The 15,228-nt window shown below is 62.7% G+C and carries 15 protein-coding genes and 2 tRNA genes; 9 read left to right on the forward strand and 8 right to left on the reverse strand.

All coding sequences use genetic code 11. From position 1 onward, the window contains the following. Positions 1 to 43: 43 nt before the first annotated feature. Positions 44 to 128, reverse strand: a tRNA-Leu gene (locus CO656_RS08675). 334 nt (positions 129 to 462) lie between these two features. On the opposite strand from CO656_RS08675, the gene CO656_RS08680 reads away from it, so the two are divergent. Then, positions 463 to 891 carry a hypothetical protein gene (locus tag CO656_RS08680; protein ID WP_037422335.1) on the forward strand — a complete coding sequence of 143 codons (429 nt, stop codon included), beginning with the start codon at positions 463 to 465 and terminating at the stop codon, positions 889 to 891. Positions 892 to 995: 104 nt separating this feature from the next. On the opposite strand, the gene CO656_RS08685 is transcribed toward CO656_RS08680, so the two are convergent. Continuing rightward, on the reverse strand, positions 996 to 1,325 hold the full coding sequence (locus tag CO656_RS08685) for a DUF6665 family protein (RefSeq protein ID WP_097525657.1): 330 nt from the start codon (positions 1,323 to 1,325) through the stop codon (positions 996 to 998). Positions 1,326 to 1,635: 310 nt separating this feature from the next. On the opposite strand from CO656_RS08685, the gene CO656_RS08690 reads away from it, so the two are divergent. Next, positions 1,636 to 3,204, forward strand: coding sequence for a hypothetical protein (locus CO656_RS08690; RefSeq protein ID WP_097525467.1), 1,569 nt, complete (start codon positions 1,636 to 1,638; stop codon positions 3,202 to 3,204). A gap of 84 nt (positions 3,205 to 3,288) precedes the next feature. Here CO656_RS08690 and rpsA read toward each other — a convergent pair whose 3' ends face one another. The 4 genes from rpsA to aroA form a co-directional block, all read right to left on the reverse strand. Continuing rightward, on the reverse strand, positions 3,289 to 4,995 hold the full coding sequence (rpsA, locus tag CO656_RS08695; RefSeq protein WP_097525468.1) for a 30S ribosomal protein S1: 1,707 nt from the start codon (positions 4,993 to 4,995) through the stop codon (positions 3,289 to 3,291). 167 nt (positions 4,996 to 5,162) lie between these two features. Then, entirely contained in the window at positions 5,163 to 5,798 is a 636-nt protein-coding gene (cmk, locus tag CO656_RS08700) for a (d)CMP kinase (RefSeq protein WP_064255020.1), read from the reverse strand. A 224-nt stretch (positions 5,799 to 6,022) separates the two neighbouring features. Beyond that, entirely contained in the window at positions 6,023 to 6,379 is a 357-nt protein-coding gene (locus CO656_RS30460) for a hypothetical protein (RefSeq protein WP_210421633.1), read from the reverse strand. 239 nt (positions 6,380 to 6,618) lie between these two features. Beyond that, a complete protein-coding gene (aroA, locus tag CO656_RS08710; protein ID WP_037377818.1) occupies positions 6,619 to 7,965 on the reverse strand; it encodes a 3-phosphoshikimate 1-carboxyvinyltransferase in 1,347 nt (448 codons plus the stop codon). A 284-nt stretch (positions 7,966 to 8,249) separates the two neighbouring features. Between aroA and CO656_RS08715 the strand changes: the two genes are divergently transcribed. Both CO656_RS08715 and CO656_RS08720 read left to right on the forward strand, forming a co-directional pair. After that, positions 8,250 to 8,639 carry a TIGR02300 family protein gene (locus CO656_RS08715; protein ID WP_037422328.1) on the forward strand — a complete coding sequence of 130 codons (390 nt, stop codon included), beginning with the start codon at positions 8,250 to 8,252 and terminating at the stop codon, positions 8,637 to 8,639. 198 nt (positions 8,640 to 8,837) lie between these two features. After that, positions 8,838 to 8,913 (forward strand) — tRNA-Ala (locus CO656_RS08720). Positions 8,914 to 8,931: 18 nt separating this feature from the next. On the opposite strand, the gene CO656_RS08725 is transcribed toward CO656_RS08720, so the two are convergent. Continuing rightward, entirely contained in the window at positions 8,932 to 10,053 is a 1,122-nt protein-coding gene (locus tag CO656_RS08725) for a PAN domain-containing protein (RefSeq protein WP_144353211.1), read from the reverse strand. A 163-nt stretch (positions 10,054 to 10,216) separates the two neighbouring features. On the opposite strand from CO656_RS08725, the gene CO656_RS08730 reads away from it, so the two are divergent. After that, the gene (locus tag CO656_RS08730; RefSeq protein WP_097525470.1) at positions 10,217 to 11,005 is read left to right on the forward strand and encodes a YdcF family protein; all 789 of its coding nucleotides are present in this window, start codon (positions 10,217 to 10,219) and stop codon (positions 11,003 to 11,005) included. A gap of 114 nt (positions 11,006 to 11,119) precedes the next feature. Continuing rightward, positions 11,120 to 11,755 carry a trimeric intracellular cation channel family protein gene (locus CO656_RS08735; protein WP_037422322.1) on the forward strand — a complete coding sequence of 212 codons (636 nt, stop codon included), beginning with the start codon at positions 11,120 to 11,122 and terminating at the stop codon, positions 11,753 to 11,755. Between the two features lie 2 nt (positions 11,756 to 11,757). On the opposite strand, the gene irrA is transcribed toward CO656_RS08735, so the two are convergent. Then, complete coding sequence (irrA, locus tag CO656_RS08740; protein WP_037422320.1) at positions 11,758 to 12,180, reverse strand: iron response transcriptional regulator IrrA; 423 nt, start codon at positions 12,178 to 12,180, stop codon at positions 11,758 to 11,760. A 376-nt stretch (positions 12,181 to 12,556) separates the two neighbouring features. On the opposite strand from irrA, the gene fabA reads away from it, so the two are divergent. The 3 genes from fabA to fabI are packed head-to-tail and all read left to right on the forward strand — an operon-like array spanning position 12,557 to position 15,154. Further along, positions 12,557 to 13,072: a 3-hydroxyacyl-[acyl-carrier-protein] dehydratase FabA gene (gene fabA, locus CO656_RS08745; protein ID WP_037422317.1), complete on the forward strand. Its 516-nt coding sequence runs from the start codon at positions 12,557 to 12,559 to the stop codon at positions 13,070 to 13,072. Between the two features lie 50 nt (positions 13,073 to 13,122). Then, the gene (gene fabB, locus CO656_RS08750; RefSeq protein ID WP_037422315.1) at positions 13,123 to 14,343 is read left to right on the forward strand and encodes a beta-ketoacyl-ACP synthase I; all 1,221 of its coding nucleotides are present in this window, start codon (positions 13,123 to 13,125) and stop codon (positions 14,341 to 14,343) included. 4 nt (positions 14,344 to 14,347) lie between these two features. Next, positions 14,348 to 15,154: an enoyl-ACP reductase FabI gene (gene fabI / locus CO656_RS08755; protein WP_037422312.1), complete on the forward strand. Its 807-nt coding sequence runs from the start codon at positions 14,348 to 14,350 to the stop codon at positions 15,152 to 15,154. The last annotated feature ends 74 nt before the right edge of the window (positions 15,155 to 15,228 follow it).

A 15,228-nucleotide genomic window follows, 5' to 3' on the forward strand; every position in this document is an offset into this window, starting at 1 on the left:
AAAGCCCGGGAATCCGGGCTTTTTCTGCATTTCTAAAGGGAAATGGTGCCCAGAAGAGGACTCGAACCTCCACGCCTCGCGGCACAGGTACCTGAAACCTGCGCGTCTACCAATTCCGCCATCTGGGCGACGGACCGGCATGTAAAAGGCCGGGGGCGAAGTGTCAACAGGCATTTTGAAGTTTTCGCGTCAGGATGCGAAAAAGCGCCGGCAAGCGGCCGCTTCGGCGTAATCCGCTTTCCGCCGATCCCGACGAGCGTTCCAACGCGCCACGACAGGCAAGAATTCCAGTGACATGAGCGCCGGAGAGGCGCATGCTTCTGCGGACGACTGGACCGCGCGGAGATCCGGGCCTGAGTACGCGTGTGCGCGCCGAGAGTCATGAAATAGAACCAACCAAACAAATGTCTTCGGAGAAGGGGCAGGAACCAGAAAGCACGTCTTTCGGAAAGTGAGGAGAAAATGACGGGATTTCGGAATTTCGTTATGAGCTGCGCTTTGGCGGCCGCCTCCATGATCCCCCCCGCAGCGCCCGTCCAGGCCATGCCGCGTCCGGCGCTCGACATAGAGATCAAGGCGCCCGCAGGCGTCCAAACTGTCACCCACCGCGGATACTATGGTCGGGGCTATTACCCGCGCTGGCGCGGCGGCTATTACGGCGGCTGGCCGGGCTACCATCACGGCTATCGGCGAGCCGGAATCACCTTCTATTTCGGGACGGGCGGATACTATCCGCGTCACCATTACTATGGGAACCGCTATTATTACGGCACCCGCTATTACGGCCCAGGCTACTACCCCGGCTATTATCCATACCGGTATTACGGCGCTCCGTACCGCTATTATCGTCCCGGTTACTACGGCCATCGGTACTACAGATACGGCTGGTAACGGCTCGCTCAAATGAGGCTCGGCGGCGGCTTTCGCCGGGCCTGCCTGATGCCTGAAGCTGCGACGCGAGCAGACTGCCGCGTCCCGCCCCTGGGACGTGCGGCCTATCTTCTCCTGACGATCCCGAGCCGCGCCATGACTTCCCCCGGAATGCCGTAGCGGCGCACCGCGTCGCGGCTGTCGCGCAATCCGCAGATTTCCCGCTGGATGAGAAAGGCCCAGACGGCGTCAGCCGCCTCGTCGAGCAGCCGCTGGCGTTCCTCCGGCCGGCCCCGATCCCGGTCGAAGCCGGTAAGGGCGGCGAGCGCTTTCTCGACCTTGAGGCCATGGCGCCCCAGGGCGTCGGCGCGCTCGGCCATCAATTCGTATTCGAGGACGTTCACGCCGCTTCCGGCATCGAAACGGCTGAGCGCTTGCGGCGGACGGAATGTCATCGGCAGCTCCATCGGGACTGGCCCTCATAGGATGGACCGGCGGGAGCCCTCCGGCAAGAGCGAAGCCTTGGACGCATGATCCGGTTGGCGAGGCCATCGGAAAAAGCGCCCCCTGCCGCAGCCATGGTTAACACTTCCTAAACTTCTTCGCTCTTTATTCAGTCATCATGCCAAGTCCCATGCCAGCGGCTAGCCCGCCGCGGGGCCGGCCCATCGGCCGATATGCGCATGAGGCGCCCTCTAGCAGCAAGGACGTTCGATGGCGAGCGCGGCTCCGCGATGGCGCCGCCGCACGCAATTGGAGATGAGGATGCCGATACCTATTGGCACGATCAGGAACGCAACCACGCTCGGCGACGATCTCGTCCAGGCCGTCCGGCGGGTCCTGCCGCCTGCCGGCCAGCGCGCCGAGGCGATCCAGAAGTTGCTCGACATCCTTGGACGTCACCTCTCGGGCAAGGAGATTCTTCCCCGCGAGGCGCTGGTGCGACTCGTTGAGGACCTCGCCCGTGTTCTGAAGTTTCCGCCGCTGCCGCAGGAAGGCGGCCGCGGCTTTGTCCGGCGTCTCGTCGAGGTAGTGGAATCCTTGCCGCTGCCGGAGCGTCAGGCGATAGAGAGGCAGCTTGGCGGCGGCAGCCTTGCGCGACGCCTAGCTGCCCTGACGCAAAGCGGGCCATCGACAGGATTTGCGAACCCCACGACGCCGTTGCCGGCCGGCCACACGGGAATCAGGAATCTGCCGCTGCCGCTGTCGGCAGCCCTGCACCTTGCCTCCGCACCGACGCCGCAGCCACACGACCTGGCGCTGCTGCAGGCGATGTTGCGGAAGACCTACGGTGCCGATGACGGTGCATCTGCCGAGCCGGTTCTGGAAGAAATGCCGCAAGCGGCAGAGACCGGCGCACCGGCCCGGGCAGAGGAACCGCCGGCCCCGGCCCCAACGCCGCGATCGACGAGCAATGGCGATAGTGCTGCGCCTGCGCCTTCTGCCGTGGCCACGGAGGACGGCCGCGAGCCGGCCGAGGCGATAGAGCCGGCTTTGGCTGAGGCTTCGGAAAATGCCGCGGCTTCGACGGACGACGTCTTGCCGGCTCGTTCTGAAGGCGATGACGTGGCCGCCCAGCATCGGGCCGCCGAGTTGGCGGACGGCGGGGCGGAGCAGATTTTTGGCGAAGCGGAACCGGCCGGCGCGCAAGCGCCGACCAGGGAGTCGGAAGGATTCGAGGCGGACGGAACCTATGGGCCGACGCGCGCCAAAGGAAGCGACGCACGGGCACCGGTCCAGGCCGCGGCGCCTCGGAAAATCGTGCCGGAGTCCGCACTCGCCGACGCCGCCGATGCGCTGCTGCAAGTGAGTCTCGGTCTGCCGGAAGGCGTGGCGGAGGACCGGCGGGCGCCGGCATCGGGGGAAGGCGAACGACAAGCTGTGCGGACGCGGCCGGCGCCTGATTTGCCCGAGCGGCTGCCGGAGGCTCCGCCCCCCGGCAGCGCCGCCGAGGACGGGCAGCCCATCTCCGAACCGGTCGCTGCGGAAAAGCCGGACGCCGCCCTGCGCGGTTCGGCTGCCGTTCAAGGGCAAGCGCCGGCGGGCGAAGACGTCGCCATGCAACAGGCCGTCGCTCTCCTCGTCGAGAGCGGTCTGCCGGAGATCATCCCCTTCGCAATGGTGCCCTATCTGCCGGCAAAGGAGGAGGCGGAAGACGAAGCCGACCGGACCGACCGCCATCCAGCCGATGAGGGCGAGGACGACGGCACCGGCAAAGACGACCGGGAAGAGGCGAGGCGAGGGCAAGATCCCGAAGGCGACGGCGACGATGCGGTCGATGCAGAGGCAAGCGACGCCTATGACCTCTACAGGAAACTCGGCGATCTCGGTTGAACGCCGAACCAAGAGCAATCGCAGCCTAAAAAAAGCCCGCGGAGATCGCTCTCCGCGGGCTTATCATTTCCAGCCTGACAACGATTACTCGTTGCTCTGACGGTTCTTCAGAGCAGCACCCAGGATGTCGCCGAGCGAGGCGCCCGAGTCGGAGGAACCGAACTGGGCGACGGCTTCCTTCTCTTCCGCGATTTCCAGAGCCTTGATCGACAGCTGGATCTTGCGGTCCTTCTTGGAGAAGTTGGTGACGCGGGCGTCGACAACCTGACCAACCGAGAAGCGCTCCGGACGCTGTTCGTCGCGGTCGCGCGACAGGTCGGCGCGACGGATGAACGAGGTGATGTCTTCGTGGTTGACGAGCTTCACTTCGATGCCGCCATCGTTGACGCCGATGACTTCTGCCGAAACGACGGCGTTCTTGCGCAGTTCGCCGGAAGCAGCCGCTTCACCGACGGCGTCCTTGCCGAGCTGCTTGATGCCGAGCGAGATCCGCTCCTTTTCGACGTCGACATCGAGAACGACAGCACGGACGACATCGCCCTTGTTGAATTCCTCGATGACCTGCTCGCCCGGACGGTTCCAGTCGAGGTCGGAAAGGTGGACCATGCCGTCGACATCGCCGTCGAGGCCGATGAACAGGCCGAATTCGGTCTTGTTCTTGACTTCGCCTTCGACTTCGGTGCCGGCCGGATGGCTATGCGCGAAGGCCTGCCACGGGTTCTCGAGCGTCTGCTTGAGGCCGAGCGAGATACGGCGCTTGGTCGGATCGACTTCGAGAACGACCACGTCGACTTCCTGGCTGGTGGACAGGATCTTGCCGGGGTGAACGTTCTTCTTGGTCCAGGACATTTCGGAGATGTGGATCAGGCCTTCGATGCCCGGCTCCAGCTCGACGAACGCACCGTAGTCGGTGATGTTCGTGACCGTACCGGTGATCTTCTTGCCGACCGGGTACTTCGCACCGATACCATCCCACGGATCGGACTCGAGCTGCTTCATGCCGAGCGAGATGCGGTGGGTTTCCTGGTTGATGCGGATGATCTGAACCTTGACCTGCTGGCCGATGCTCAGGATCTCCGACGGATGGTTGACGCGGCGCCATGCCATGTCGGTGACGTGCAGCAGGCCGTCGATGCCGCCGAGGTCGACGAACGCACCGTAATCGGTGATGTTCTTGACGACGCCTTCGACAACCTGGCCTTCCTCGAGGTTCTGAACGATTTCAGAACGCTGCTCGGCGCGCGACTCTTCGAGAACCGTGCGGCGCGAAACGACGATGTTGCCGCGGCGCTTGTCCATCTTGAGGATTTCGAAGGGCTGCGGGTTGTGCATCAGCGGCGTGACGTCGCGGATCGGACGGATGTCGACCTGCGAACGCGGCAGGAAGGCTACGGCGCCGTCGAGATCGACGGTGAAGCCGCCCTTGACCTGGTTGAAGATGATGCCTTCGACGCGTTCGCCGGCTTCGAACTTCACTTCCAGGCGCATCCAGCTCTCTTCGCGGCGAGCCTTTTCGCGCGACAGAACGGCTTCGCCGAGCGCGTTTTCGATACGCTCGACATAGACTTCGACTTCGTCGCCGACCTTGAGCGAGCCGTCCTTGGCCTTGGCGCCGAATTCCTTCAACGGAACGCGGCCTTCGACCTTCAGACCGACGTCGACGATGGCGACGTCCTTTTCGATGGCCGTGATGACGCCCTTGGCGACATAGCCTTCGGCGAGGTCCGTCTTGGCGAAGGACTCTTCGAGAAGTGCGGCGAAATCATCACGGGTGGGGGTGGTTGCAGACATGTAATCTCCTGCTGCATCTCCTGCCGGAGACGCATGTGCGCCGGGGGGCTAGCGTTAAAAGGGCCTGAACCCAGTCCGCCCTTCTTAAAGGGCAATCCGGCGCATGGACGGAATTTCAGGCTTTTCGAGAAAGACGGTTCCGGCCGGGACCGGAAACAGGGCTTTCTTCAAATCTTCTCTTTCAGGGCAGCGTCGATCAGCGTCTTCGCCGCCTGGAATGCGGCCTCTATACCCATTTCGGACGTGTCGAGCAAGTGCGCATCCTCGGCGGGCTTCAGCGGGCTGTCGGCCCGGCCCATGTCGCGCTCGTCGCGCTTCTTGACGTCCTCGAAGATCGCCCCGTAATCGGCCGTGCCGCCGCCGGCAATGATCTCGTCATAGCGCCGCTTGGCCCGCACTTCCGGCGAGGCGGTGACATAGAGCTTTACCGCCGCATCCGGGCAGACGACGGTGCCGATGTCGCGCCCGTCGAGCACCGTGCCCGGCTCTTTCCGCGAAAAGCCCCGCTGCGCCTCGACCAACGCCCGGCGCACCGCCGGCATGACGGCGATTTTCGATGCCGCCTCGCCGATCGCATGCGCCGATAGCACGGAACGATCGAGCCCGCCAAGCTCGACCTCGCGCGCCATCGTCTCGGCAACCGCCTCGTCATCGAGTGACAGCCCAGCATCGAGGAGCGCCTTGGCCGTGGCACGATAGGTGAGCCCCGTGTCGAGGTGGTGGAAGCCGTATTCCTCGGCGATGCGGCGCGAAAGCGTGCCCTTGCCGGAGGCAGCGGGTCCGTCGATGGCGATGGTGATCATATTTGGTCCTGCGGTCGTTTCTGCGGGGCCTGTTAGATCAAAATCGTCGGAGAATCCACGATCATTCGATAAATTACGGTTCGCCGGCCTTGTTGCGTATGGGGCCGGGTAGGGCGCTGGTCAGCGGTGGCACTATTCAGAGCGACATCCAACCTGCATGCCGGGCAAACAATAGGGGAATTCTTTCGTCCGACTGATGAAAACCACGATTATTTCGCGTCAAACTATTTAAACGTGATTTCAAATCCGTCCACAGGCTCATTTCGCCCCGCTTTATCGCCCTTCTTCTTGGTGGAACCTAAATCACTCCTGTGAGTTTTGCCACAGCGTGAAGAATAAGGAGAAGTTAAATGGCTGATAGAGGTCCAACAGTTGTGAATACTGGTAGTGGCGGCGGCTGGGCCGTGGCTATAGTGTTGGTTCTGCTTGTCGTCGGTGCCTTGTTCCTCTTTGGCGGCGACCTGTTCGATGGAGCTGGCGGCGGAGGTGACACGGATGTCAATGTCAACGCCCCGACCATCGAAACACCGGCTGGCGGGCAGGGAACGCAACAGGCGCCTGAAGGCGGGCAAACCACGCAACCCGCTCCCACAGGAGGACAGGGTACTCAGCAAGCCCCATCGGGTGGCACGCAGTAACGTATGAGCCGTCGCTTTCGGGCGACGGCTCATAAAGCGAGGCTGCGGGGAAGGTCGGCTACACGGGTGCTCATGACACCACACGGGTGCTCAGGACACCACGTCAGCCGTCCGGTCGCTGCCGATTTCGCTTTGCAGAGATTTGGCTCCACGCGAGCCCGACCGATGTCCTGTTATATCGATCACTCGATCTTCGCACCCAACCCCGTCATCAGATCCATGAATTCCGGGAAGCTGGTGGCAATCATCGTCCCGTCGTCGATGGTCACCGGATGCTCGGAGGCCAATCCCATGACAAGGAAGCTCATGGCGATGCGGTGGTCGAGATGGGTCTTCACCTTCTCGCCCGCTGCATTGCCGAGGCCCTTGCCGTCCGGCCTGCCGCGCACGACCAGCGAGGCTTCGCCCTCGTCGCAGTCGACGCCGTTTAGCTTCAGGCCATCGGCGACGGCCGAAAGGCGGTCGGATTCCTTGACGCGCAGCTCGTCGAGCCCGTTCATCACCGTCGCACCCTCGGCAAAGGCGGCGGCGACCGCGAGCACCGGATATTCGTCGATCATCGACGGGGCGCGCTCTTCCGGAACGGTGACGCCCTTAAGTTCCGAATAGCGGACGCGCAGATCGGCGACGTCCTCGCCGCCGGCGAGGCGCTGGTTCATGACCTCGATATTGGCGCCCATTTCCTGGAGCGTCAGGATCAGGCCGGTGCGGGTCGGGTTCATCAGCACGTTGAGGATCGTGACGTCCGAGCCCGGGACGAGAAGCGCCGCCACCAGCGGGAAGGCGGTGGAGGACGGGTCGCCGGGCACGTCGATCACCTGGCCGGTGAGCTTGCCGCGGCCTTCGAGGCGGATGGTGCGCACGCCTTGCGTATCGGTCTCGACCGTCAGGTTGGCGCCGAAGCCCTGCAGCATCTTTTCCGTATGGTCGCGGGTCATTACCGGTTCGATGACGGTGGTGATGCCGGGCGTGTTGAGGCCGGCAAGCAGCACGGCGGATTTCACCTGGGCAGAGGCCATCGGCACGCGGTAGGTGATCGGGTTCGGCGTCTGCGGCCCGCGCAGCGTCACCGGCAGCCGGTCGCCCTCGGCCGACTTCACCTGCACGCCCATCTGACGCAGCGGGTCGAGCACGCGGCCCATCGGCCGCTTGGTCAGCGAAGCGTCGCCGATGAAGGTGGAATCGAAATCATAGACGCCGACCAAGCCCATGGTCAGCCGGCAGCCGGTGCCGGCATTGCCGAAGTCGAGCGGCGCCTCCGGCGCGAGCAGCGCGCCATTGCCGACGCCGTTGATGATCCAGGTGTCGCCCTCCTTGCGGATATTGGCACCCATCGCCTGCATCGCCTTGCCGGTGTTGATGACGTCCTCGCCCTCGAGCAGGCCGGTGATGCGCGTCTCGCCCGAGGCCAGGCCGCCGAACATGAAGGAGCGGTGCGAGATCGACTTGTCGCCGGGTATGCGGACCGTGCCCTTGAGATCGGCAGACTTCTTGGCGGTGGCGGGCCGCGGGCTCAGGCCATGGGACATGATATTTACCTCTGACAATCCGGCTCGTCGGCGGTCCAGGGATCAAGCGCTGCTTGGGGTTGAACGAGGAACCGCCGGTGTTGCGCGCTCCCTAACATAAAGAGCAATAGGGGTCATCCTCCCCCAAGAAGAAAATCCGGTGCAGCAGGCCCCGGAAGTTTGCCTTTGACAGACGACACCAAGACGATTATGGGGACCGGCTAATCATCATCAGCTTGATACCTTTCTAACCGCCGGCTTTACCGGCAAGAGCCGGCTCGCCGGCCATTCAAGAGGCTTTGACTGTGGCAAAACCGGAACTTGGAACAAAGCGCATCGACCCGGAAACGGGGCGCAAATTCTACGATCTGAACCGTGATCCGATCGTCTCCCCCTATACCGGCAAGTCCTATCCGCTGTCCTTCTTCGAGGAAACCTCTGTCGCCAAGGTGCTCGAGAAGGAAGAAGAGGAAGACGTCACGGAAGTCGATGCAGAGAACACCGAAGTCGAACTCGTTTCGCTCGAGGATGCCGACGACGAGGCATCGGGCGGCGACGACCTGCCGGATCTCGGCGATGACGACGTCGAGATCGACGGCGATGACGACGACACCTTCCTCGAGGCCGACGACGAAGACGATGACGACGACATGAGCGACCTTATCGGCGTCTCCGACGAGGACGAGGACGTCTAAGGCGTTCAAAAGTCGGATAAAAGCTGCTCCGGCCGCGCGATCATGCAGCGGCCGGGCGGCCGGCCGGAAAGGAAGATAAAATTTCTCCGGCCTTTAATTTTCGGCTTGCCATCTGCCAAAAGCAGAAGTAATAAGCCGCCACTCGCCGGGCACGACGCCCGACGAACTTCCCGGAACCGGCACTGCCGGACCCTTGATGGGGCTATAGCTCAGCTGGGAGAGCGCTTGCATGGCATGCAAGAGGTCAGCGGTTCGATCCCGCTTAGCTCCACCAAAATTTCCCAAGCAGCCCTCAGTCCGCATGAACCCCGGCTACTGACGTAAGATTTGCCTTCGTGGGGTTGCGCGCCTCGAACATCAGGCACATTCCGTTTCGATAGAACGAAAAGCCTTGGCAAGATGGAGTGAGGACGCACTGATCCTGACAGGCGGCCAGACTGAAGTTCTTGATCCTGGCGAACGGTTTGCCCACGATTTCGACGTTTCTGCTCGTCCGAAATGCGACCGAAGGGCCAAAATCGTGGCCGACCCTGCTGATGTCCCTCGTCTGACCATAGTAGCCGGAAACGGCGCCCGAAAACTGTAGCGCTTCGGTGGCCATTCCTTTCAGGAAGCAAGCGCTGTGAATTTGATTGAAGGTGAAGGCAGAGCAGCGGTCGGTGGCTTGGCAGGCCGACTGGCACTGCGCGGCGGTCTCGAGCTTCAGCGGCATGCCGGGTAGGTCGTAGCCCGGAAGATCGGTGTAGTCGAAATAGAGCCAGCTTCGCTGCGGGACAGTGGATTCCGGCACGGAGAGATTGGCTTGTTCTTCTGCGGCTCCGCCAAAGGGCACTGGTGCACCTGCGGCGGTGTCACCTAGATGCAAGACCTTCACATCCAGGCCGATCCGCTCCGCATCATCCGCCGTCAGCCACTGCATGGAGGAGGGGCCGGTCGCGGTGACATAGACGATGATATTCGGATTAAGGTTGAGCTGCTGGAGGTATGAGCCGACCAGGGCATTGCCCGCACTGCTTACATCTTGCCGACCCGCCTCGTTGACGAAGGCTGCATGAAATCCGATCTTGGATGTAGGAGAAAGCAGCCGTTTGTGGCCAGCCAGCCAAGCCAACCCACATGACGATGCACACACATGTTGATCCGCAACGGCCGTATAGAAGCCTTTGATCGCAATCGTTCGGCCGATCTCAATACCGACTTGTACAAGGCCACCGGGGCTGTTGAACGCAACGACGGCTCGTTCGGCCGTGATCGCCATATTCTTGAAACGGGTGTCGTCGCCTTCGATAAATTCGCCGTCGACAAGGATCAGATGAATGCTCTCCGAGAGCTTCTCCATTTGAAGCTGTGCGGCGCCGGCATTGAGCGGCATCATCCACAGGAAGCCAAGTACTAAAGCTAAGCGTTTGAACACGAACGCCCCTCAACGCGATCCCAAGGTTGAGTGAAGTCCGCTTTGCATCCGGAGTCAAAACGGACAAATTGATGAGAGACTTAGTCGAGAGTGGCATGTCTGGACGGTGAAGCCGCCTAAGGACTTTGCGAAATCTTAACCGACCGGAACAAGAACGATCATCATGTTCCTCGCCTCCAAAATCTTCTGGCTCATTGCCCAGCCGCTCTCCGTTGCTTTCTTCAGCATCCTCTTCGGCGTGCTGCTGATCTTCTCCCGCTTCCGCCGGAGCGGCGGCATCTTCGCTTCGCTCGGTCTCTTGGTGCTGTTCCTCAGCCTGTTCACCACCGCCGGCCCCTATTTCCTGCAGATCCTCGAAGACCGGTTTCCCCGACCCTTGGCCCCGCCGGCGGAGATCTCCTGCATCATCGTGCTCGGCGGCGCCTTTGAGAATGTGGTGATCGCAAGCCGCGGCGGTATCGAGTTCAACCAGGCGGCCGATCGCTTCATCGAGGCGGTCCGGCTCGCCAAGGCCTATCCGGCGGCGCGCGTTCTGGTTTCGGGCGGCGACGGCTCGATCACAGGCGCCTATGAAGGCGATGCGCGGGCCTCGCAAGGCTTTTTCGGCGCCTTCGGGATCGCGGCCGATCGGGTGATCCGCGAGGAAGCCTCGCGCACGACTTTCGAGAACGCCCGCTATACGAGGGATCTCCTCGGGACGAACGGGCTCGAACGCTGTGCTTTGGTCACTTCGGCCTATCATATGCCACGCTCGATCGGCCTCTTCCGCGCCAACGGCATCGAGGTCGTTCCTTGGCCGGCGGACTACCGGACGAGCGGCAAGGTGCGGCTCGGCTTTGATTTCACTCAGCCCTCGCTCAATGCGCAGCTGGCGACGACGGCCGCCAAGGAATGGACGGGGCTTCTCGCCTATTATCTGCTCGGCCGCACGCAGACGCTGCTGCCAGAGTGATACAGGCGTGGACGGCAATACGGCAGCGAGAGCGCGCGTGCCTCCTGACTTGTCGGCGACGCCGCGTTAATGATCGTGAATTGCCAATTCGGGCGTCGTCCAAGCGGAGCATCCATGCCGATCCTCGAAATTCTCGACTATGCCGGCATCGCCGTGTTCGCCGCGACCGGCGCGCTTTCTGCCTCGCGCAAGCAACTCGACATCGTCGGTTACCTGTTCCTCGCCTCCGTCACCGGCATCGGCGGCGGCACGATGCGTGACGTGATCCTCGGCGCGACGCCGGTTTTCTGGGTGATGAACCCCGCCTATGTCTTGGTCTGCGTCGCGGTCGGGTTCCTGGTGTTCCTGACATCGCACCGTTTCGAGTCGCGTTACCGGCTGCTCGTCTGGCTCGATGCGGTCGGGCTTTCCGCCTATTGCGTCATGGGCGCGGCGAAGGGATTGGCGGCGACCGGCTCGCCGACGGTTGCGATTGTCACCGGCATGCTGACGGCGACCTTCGGCGGCATCCTGCGTGATCTCTTGGCCGGTGAGCCGTCAGTGCTGTTGAGGCCGGAAATCTATGTCACCGCCGCACTCGTCGGCGCCGGCGCCTTCGTGGTGGCGACGCTGATCGGCCTGCCACTTGCCGCGAGTTCAGCGCTCGGCGTTGCGGCTGCCTTTGCGGTCCGCGGGGGGGCACTTCGCTATGGCTGGACGCTGCCGGCCGGCAAGGCCGGGCCAGGCCGTGATCCAGACGAGGTCATGTAGACTCAGCGGTGGGTCTTGCGGCGCAGACGGACGACCACGTCGACATGGGAGATCTCCATGCCTTCCGGCGGCTCCGGGAGGTTGCCGATCTGGATGTTGCTCACCGGAATGTCGAGGACCTCGTTCTGGCCCTCGATAAAGAAATGGTGGTGATCCGAAACATTCGTGTCGAAATAGGTCTTGGCGCTCTCGACGGCGAGAACACGGATCATGCCGGCTTCGGTGAACTGGTGCAGGGTGTTGTAGACGGTTGCGAGCGATACGGGCACGCCCGCCTCGACCGCCTCCTCATGCAGTTCCTCGACGGTCAGGTGACGGTCGCCCTTGGCGAAAATCAGATCCGCGAGCGCGATGCGCTGGCGCGTCGGGCGCAGGCCCGAATTGCGCAGCCTCTCCTGCGAAGAGATTTCCGTTGCTTTCGTCATGCGCAGCCGTTCCGATATTCCTGCCAAGATTATGGAGTATCAGCTTGCGATATAACTTCTGCCGCCGAGGCTTTCAATAGATTCCGCCCCTGGAAGGACCTGCAAAGGCCTGAAAAACGGCCTAAAGGGGGGGAAGGCTGGCATTTAACTCTGGCAGAGGCCACATACATACTGTAAGCGACGGCGGAACGCCATCGCCTAGGGAGCGGCGCTTAGGACAATGCGAGACGGGTTTTTCCACCCGCATGTCGCTCTGCTTGGACGACGGTGACAGACTGCAACCGGCAGCGACCATAACGGGCCGCGCTTCAATTCAGGCCGAACTTGCTCTAAAGCAGGTCGGAGAACTTTTGAGAACTCGGGGAAGCAACCATTCATGACCACCAGGCAATCCAGCTTCAGCTATGAGGAAATCCTTGCCTGCGGCCGAGGCGAACTGTTTGGCCCCGGCAATGCGCAGCTGCCGCTGCCGCCGATGCTGATGGTCCATCGCATCACGGAGATTTCCGAAACGGGCGGCGACTTCGACAAGGGATTTATCCGCGCCGAATACGACGTCAGTCCGGACGACTGGTATTTCCCATGCCATTTCCGGGGCAACCCGATCATGCCCGGCTGCTTGGGCCTCGACGGCATGTGGCAATTGACCGGCTTCTTCCTGGGCTGGCTCGGCGAACCGGGCCGCGGCATGGCGCTGTCGACCGGCGAAGTGAAGTTCAAGGGCATGGTTCGTCCCCATACCAAGCTGCTTCAATACGGAATCGACTTCAAGCGGGTCATGCGCGGGCGCCTCGTCCTCGGCACCGCCGACGGTTGGCTGAAGGCCGATGGCGAGACTATCTATCAGGCGACCGATCTGCGTGTCGGTCTGTCCAAGGACAAGGCCGACTAAGCCGCGGGACGTCTCCCGCATCCAGCGAGATAAAGAAAAGGTCATCTACCATGAGACGGGTTGTTGTAACGGGCCTCGGCATCGTTTCCTCGATCGGTAACAATGCCGACGAAGTCACCGCGTCGCTGCGCGAAGCGAAGTCGGGCATCACCTTTTCCCCGGATTTCGCCGAGCACGGCTTCAAGTGCCAGGTCTGGGGCCAGCCGACGCTCGACCCGGCCGAACTCGTCGACCGGCGTGCCATGCGATTCCTGTCGCAGGCGGGTGCCTGGAACCATGTGGCGATGAAGCAGGCGATTGCCGATGCGGGCCTCGATGCCGCCGACATCACCAATGAGCGCACCGGCATCATCATGGGTTCCGGCGGCGCCTCGACGCGCACCATCGTCGAGGCCGCAGAGATCACCCGCAAGAATGTCAGCCCCAAGCGCATCGGCCCCTTCGCGGTGCCGAAGGCGATGTCCTCGACCGCTTCCGCGACGCTTGCCACCTGGTTCCAGATCCACGGCGTCAACTACTCGATCTCGTCGGCCTGCTCGACCTCGGCGCATTGCATCGGCAATGCCGCGGAAATGATCCAGTGGGGCAAGCAGGACGTGATGTTCGCCGGCGGCCACGAAGATCTCGACTGGACCATGTCGAACCTCTTCGACGCCATGGGCGCCATGTCCTCCAAGTACAACGACACGCCGGCCTCGGCCTCGCGCGCCTATGACGTCGACCGCGACGGTTTCGTGATCGCCGGCGGCGCCGGCGTCCTCGTGCTCGAGGAGCTGGAGCGCGCCAAGGCCCGCGGCGCCAAGATCTATGCCGAGATCGTCGGCTATGGCGCGACCTCGGACGGCTACGACATGGTGGCCCCCTCCGGCGAGGGCGCGGTGCGCTGCATGCGCCAGGCGCTCGCGACCGTGAAGGGCGAGGTCGACTATATCAACACGCACGGAACCTCGACGCCGGTCGGCGACCAGAAGGAGATCGGCGCCATCCGCGAGGTGTTCGGCGAGAAGATGCCGCACATCCAGTCGACAAAATCGTTGACCGGCCATTCGCTCGGGGCTGCCGGCGTGCAGGAATCGATCTACGGCCTGTTGATGATGCAGGCCGGCTTCATCGGCGAAAGCGCCCATATCGACACGCTCGATCCCGAATTCGAGGGCGTGCCGATCGTCCGCAAGCGCATCGACAACGCCAAGATCGACACGGTTCTCTCGAACTCCTTCGGTTTCGGCGGCACCAATGCCACGCTCGTCTTCCAGCGCTATAACGGATAACCAGATGAACGGACTGATGAACGGAAAGCGCGGCCTCATCATGGGGGTGGCCAACAACCATTCTATTGCCTGGGGAATTGCCAAGGCCCTCGCAAGCCAGGGCGCCGAACTCGCCTTCACCTATCAGGGCGAGGCGCTCGGCAAGCGCGTCAAGCCGCTTGCCGCGGAGCTGAATTCCGACTTCCTTCTCCCCTGCGACGTCGAGGACATCGCCTCGGTCGACGCCGTCATAGACGCGATCAAGGAGCGCTGGGGCAAGCTCGACTTCGTCGTCCATGCCATCGGCTTCTCCGACAAGAGCGAGTTGAAAGGTCTCTACGCGGATACGTCGCGGGAGAATTTCAGCCGCACCATGGTGATCTCCTGCTTCTCCTTCACCGAGATCGCCAGGCGCGCCGCCGACCTCATGAGCGATGGCGGCACGATGCTGACGCTGACCTATGGCGGCTCGGTGCGGGTGATGCCGAACTACAATGTCATGGGGGTCGCCAAGGCGGCGCTCGAAGCCTCGGTGCGCTACCTTGCGGCCGACTACGGAACCCGCAGCATCCGCGTCAACGCCATCTCCGCCGGCCCGATCCGCACGCTCGCCGGCGCCGGCATTTCCGACGCCCGCGCCATGCTCTCCTGGCAGCAGAAGAATTCGCCGCTGCGCCGCACGGTCACCATCGAGGACGTCGGCAGTTCGGCGCTCTACTTGCTTTCCGATCTTTCCCGGGGCGTCACCGGTGAAATCCATTACGTGGATTCCGGCTATAACATCACCTCGATGCCGACGCTCGAGACGCTCCGCGTCGCCGACGCGGAATGAAGCGAGGCTCACCGCGCCAAGCCTGAATTGGGAGAAACCTTGCCGGTGGGTCGGAGAATGGCGGCGGCGCTGCG

The sequence above is a fragment of the Sinorhizobium sp. FG01 genome (genome assembly GCF_002531875.1).
In the GTDB taxonomy this organism is placed as follows: domain Bacteria; phylum Pseudomonadota; class Alphaproteobacteria; order Rhizobiales; family Rhizobiaceae; genus Sinorhizobium; species Sinorhizobium fredii_C.

Coding starts and splice junctions, on each gene's coding strand:
- fabI (WP_037422312.1), top strand. CDS start 14,348: ATGAACGGACTGATGAACGGAAAGCGCGGCCTCATCATGGGGGTGGCC.
- CO656_RS08730 (WP_097525470.1), top strand. CDS start 10,217: ATGTTCCTCGCCTCCAAAATCTTCTGGCTCATTGCCCAGCCGCTCTCC.
- CO656_RS08735 (WP_037422322.1), top strand. CDS start 11,120: ATGCCGATCCTCGAAATTCTCGACTATGCCGGCATCGCCGTGTTCGCC.
- irrA (WP_037422320.1), bottom strand. CDS start 12,180: ATGACGAAAGCAACGGAAATCTCTTCGCAGGAGAGGCTGCGCAATTCG.
- rpsA (WP_097525468.1), bottom strand. CDS start 4,995: ATGTCTGCAACCACCCCCACCCGTGATGATTTCGCCGCACTTCTCGAA.
- CO656_RS08680 (WP_037422335.1), top strand. CDS start 463: ATGACGGGATTTCGGAATTTCGTTATGAGCTGCGCTTTGGCGGCCGCC.
- fabA (WP_037422317.1), top strand. CDS start 12,557: ATGACCACCAGGCAATCCAGCTTCAGCTATGAGGAAATCCTTGCCTGC.
- aroA (WP_037377818.1), bottom strand. CDS start 7,965: ATGTCCCATGGCCTGAGCCCGCGGCCCGCCACCGCCAAGAAGTCTGCC.
- CO656_RS08690 (WP_097525467.1), top strand. CDS start 1,636: ATGCCGATACCTATTGGCACGATCAGGAACGCAACCACGCTCGGCGAC.
- CO656_RS08685 (WP_097525657.1), bottom strand. CDS start 1,325: ATGACATTCCGTCCGCCGCAAGCGCTCAGCCGTTTCGATGCCGGAAGC.
- cmk (WP_064255020.1), bottom strand. CDS start 5,798: ATGATCACCATCGCCATCGACGGACCCGCTGCCTCCGGCAAGGGCACG.
- fabB (WP_037422315.1), top strand. CDS start 13,123: ATGAGACGGGTTGTTGTAACGGGCCTCGGCATCGTTTCCTCGATCGGT.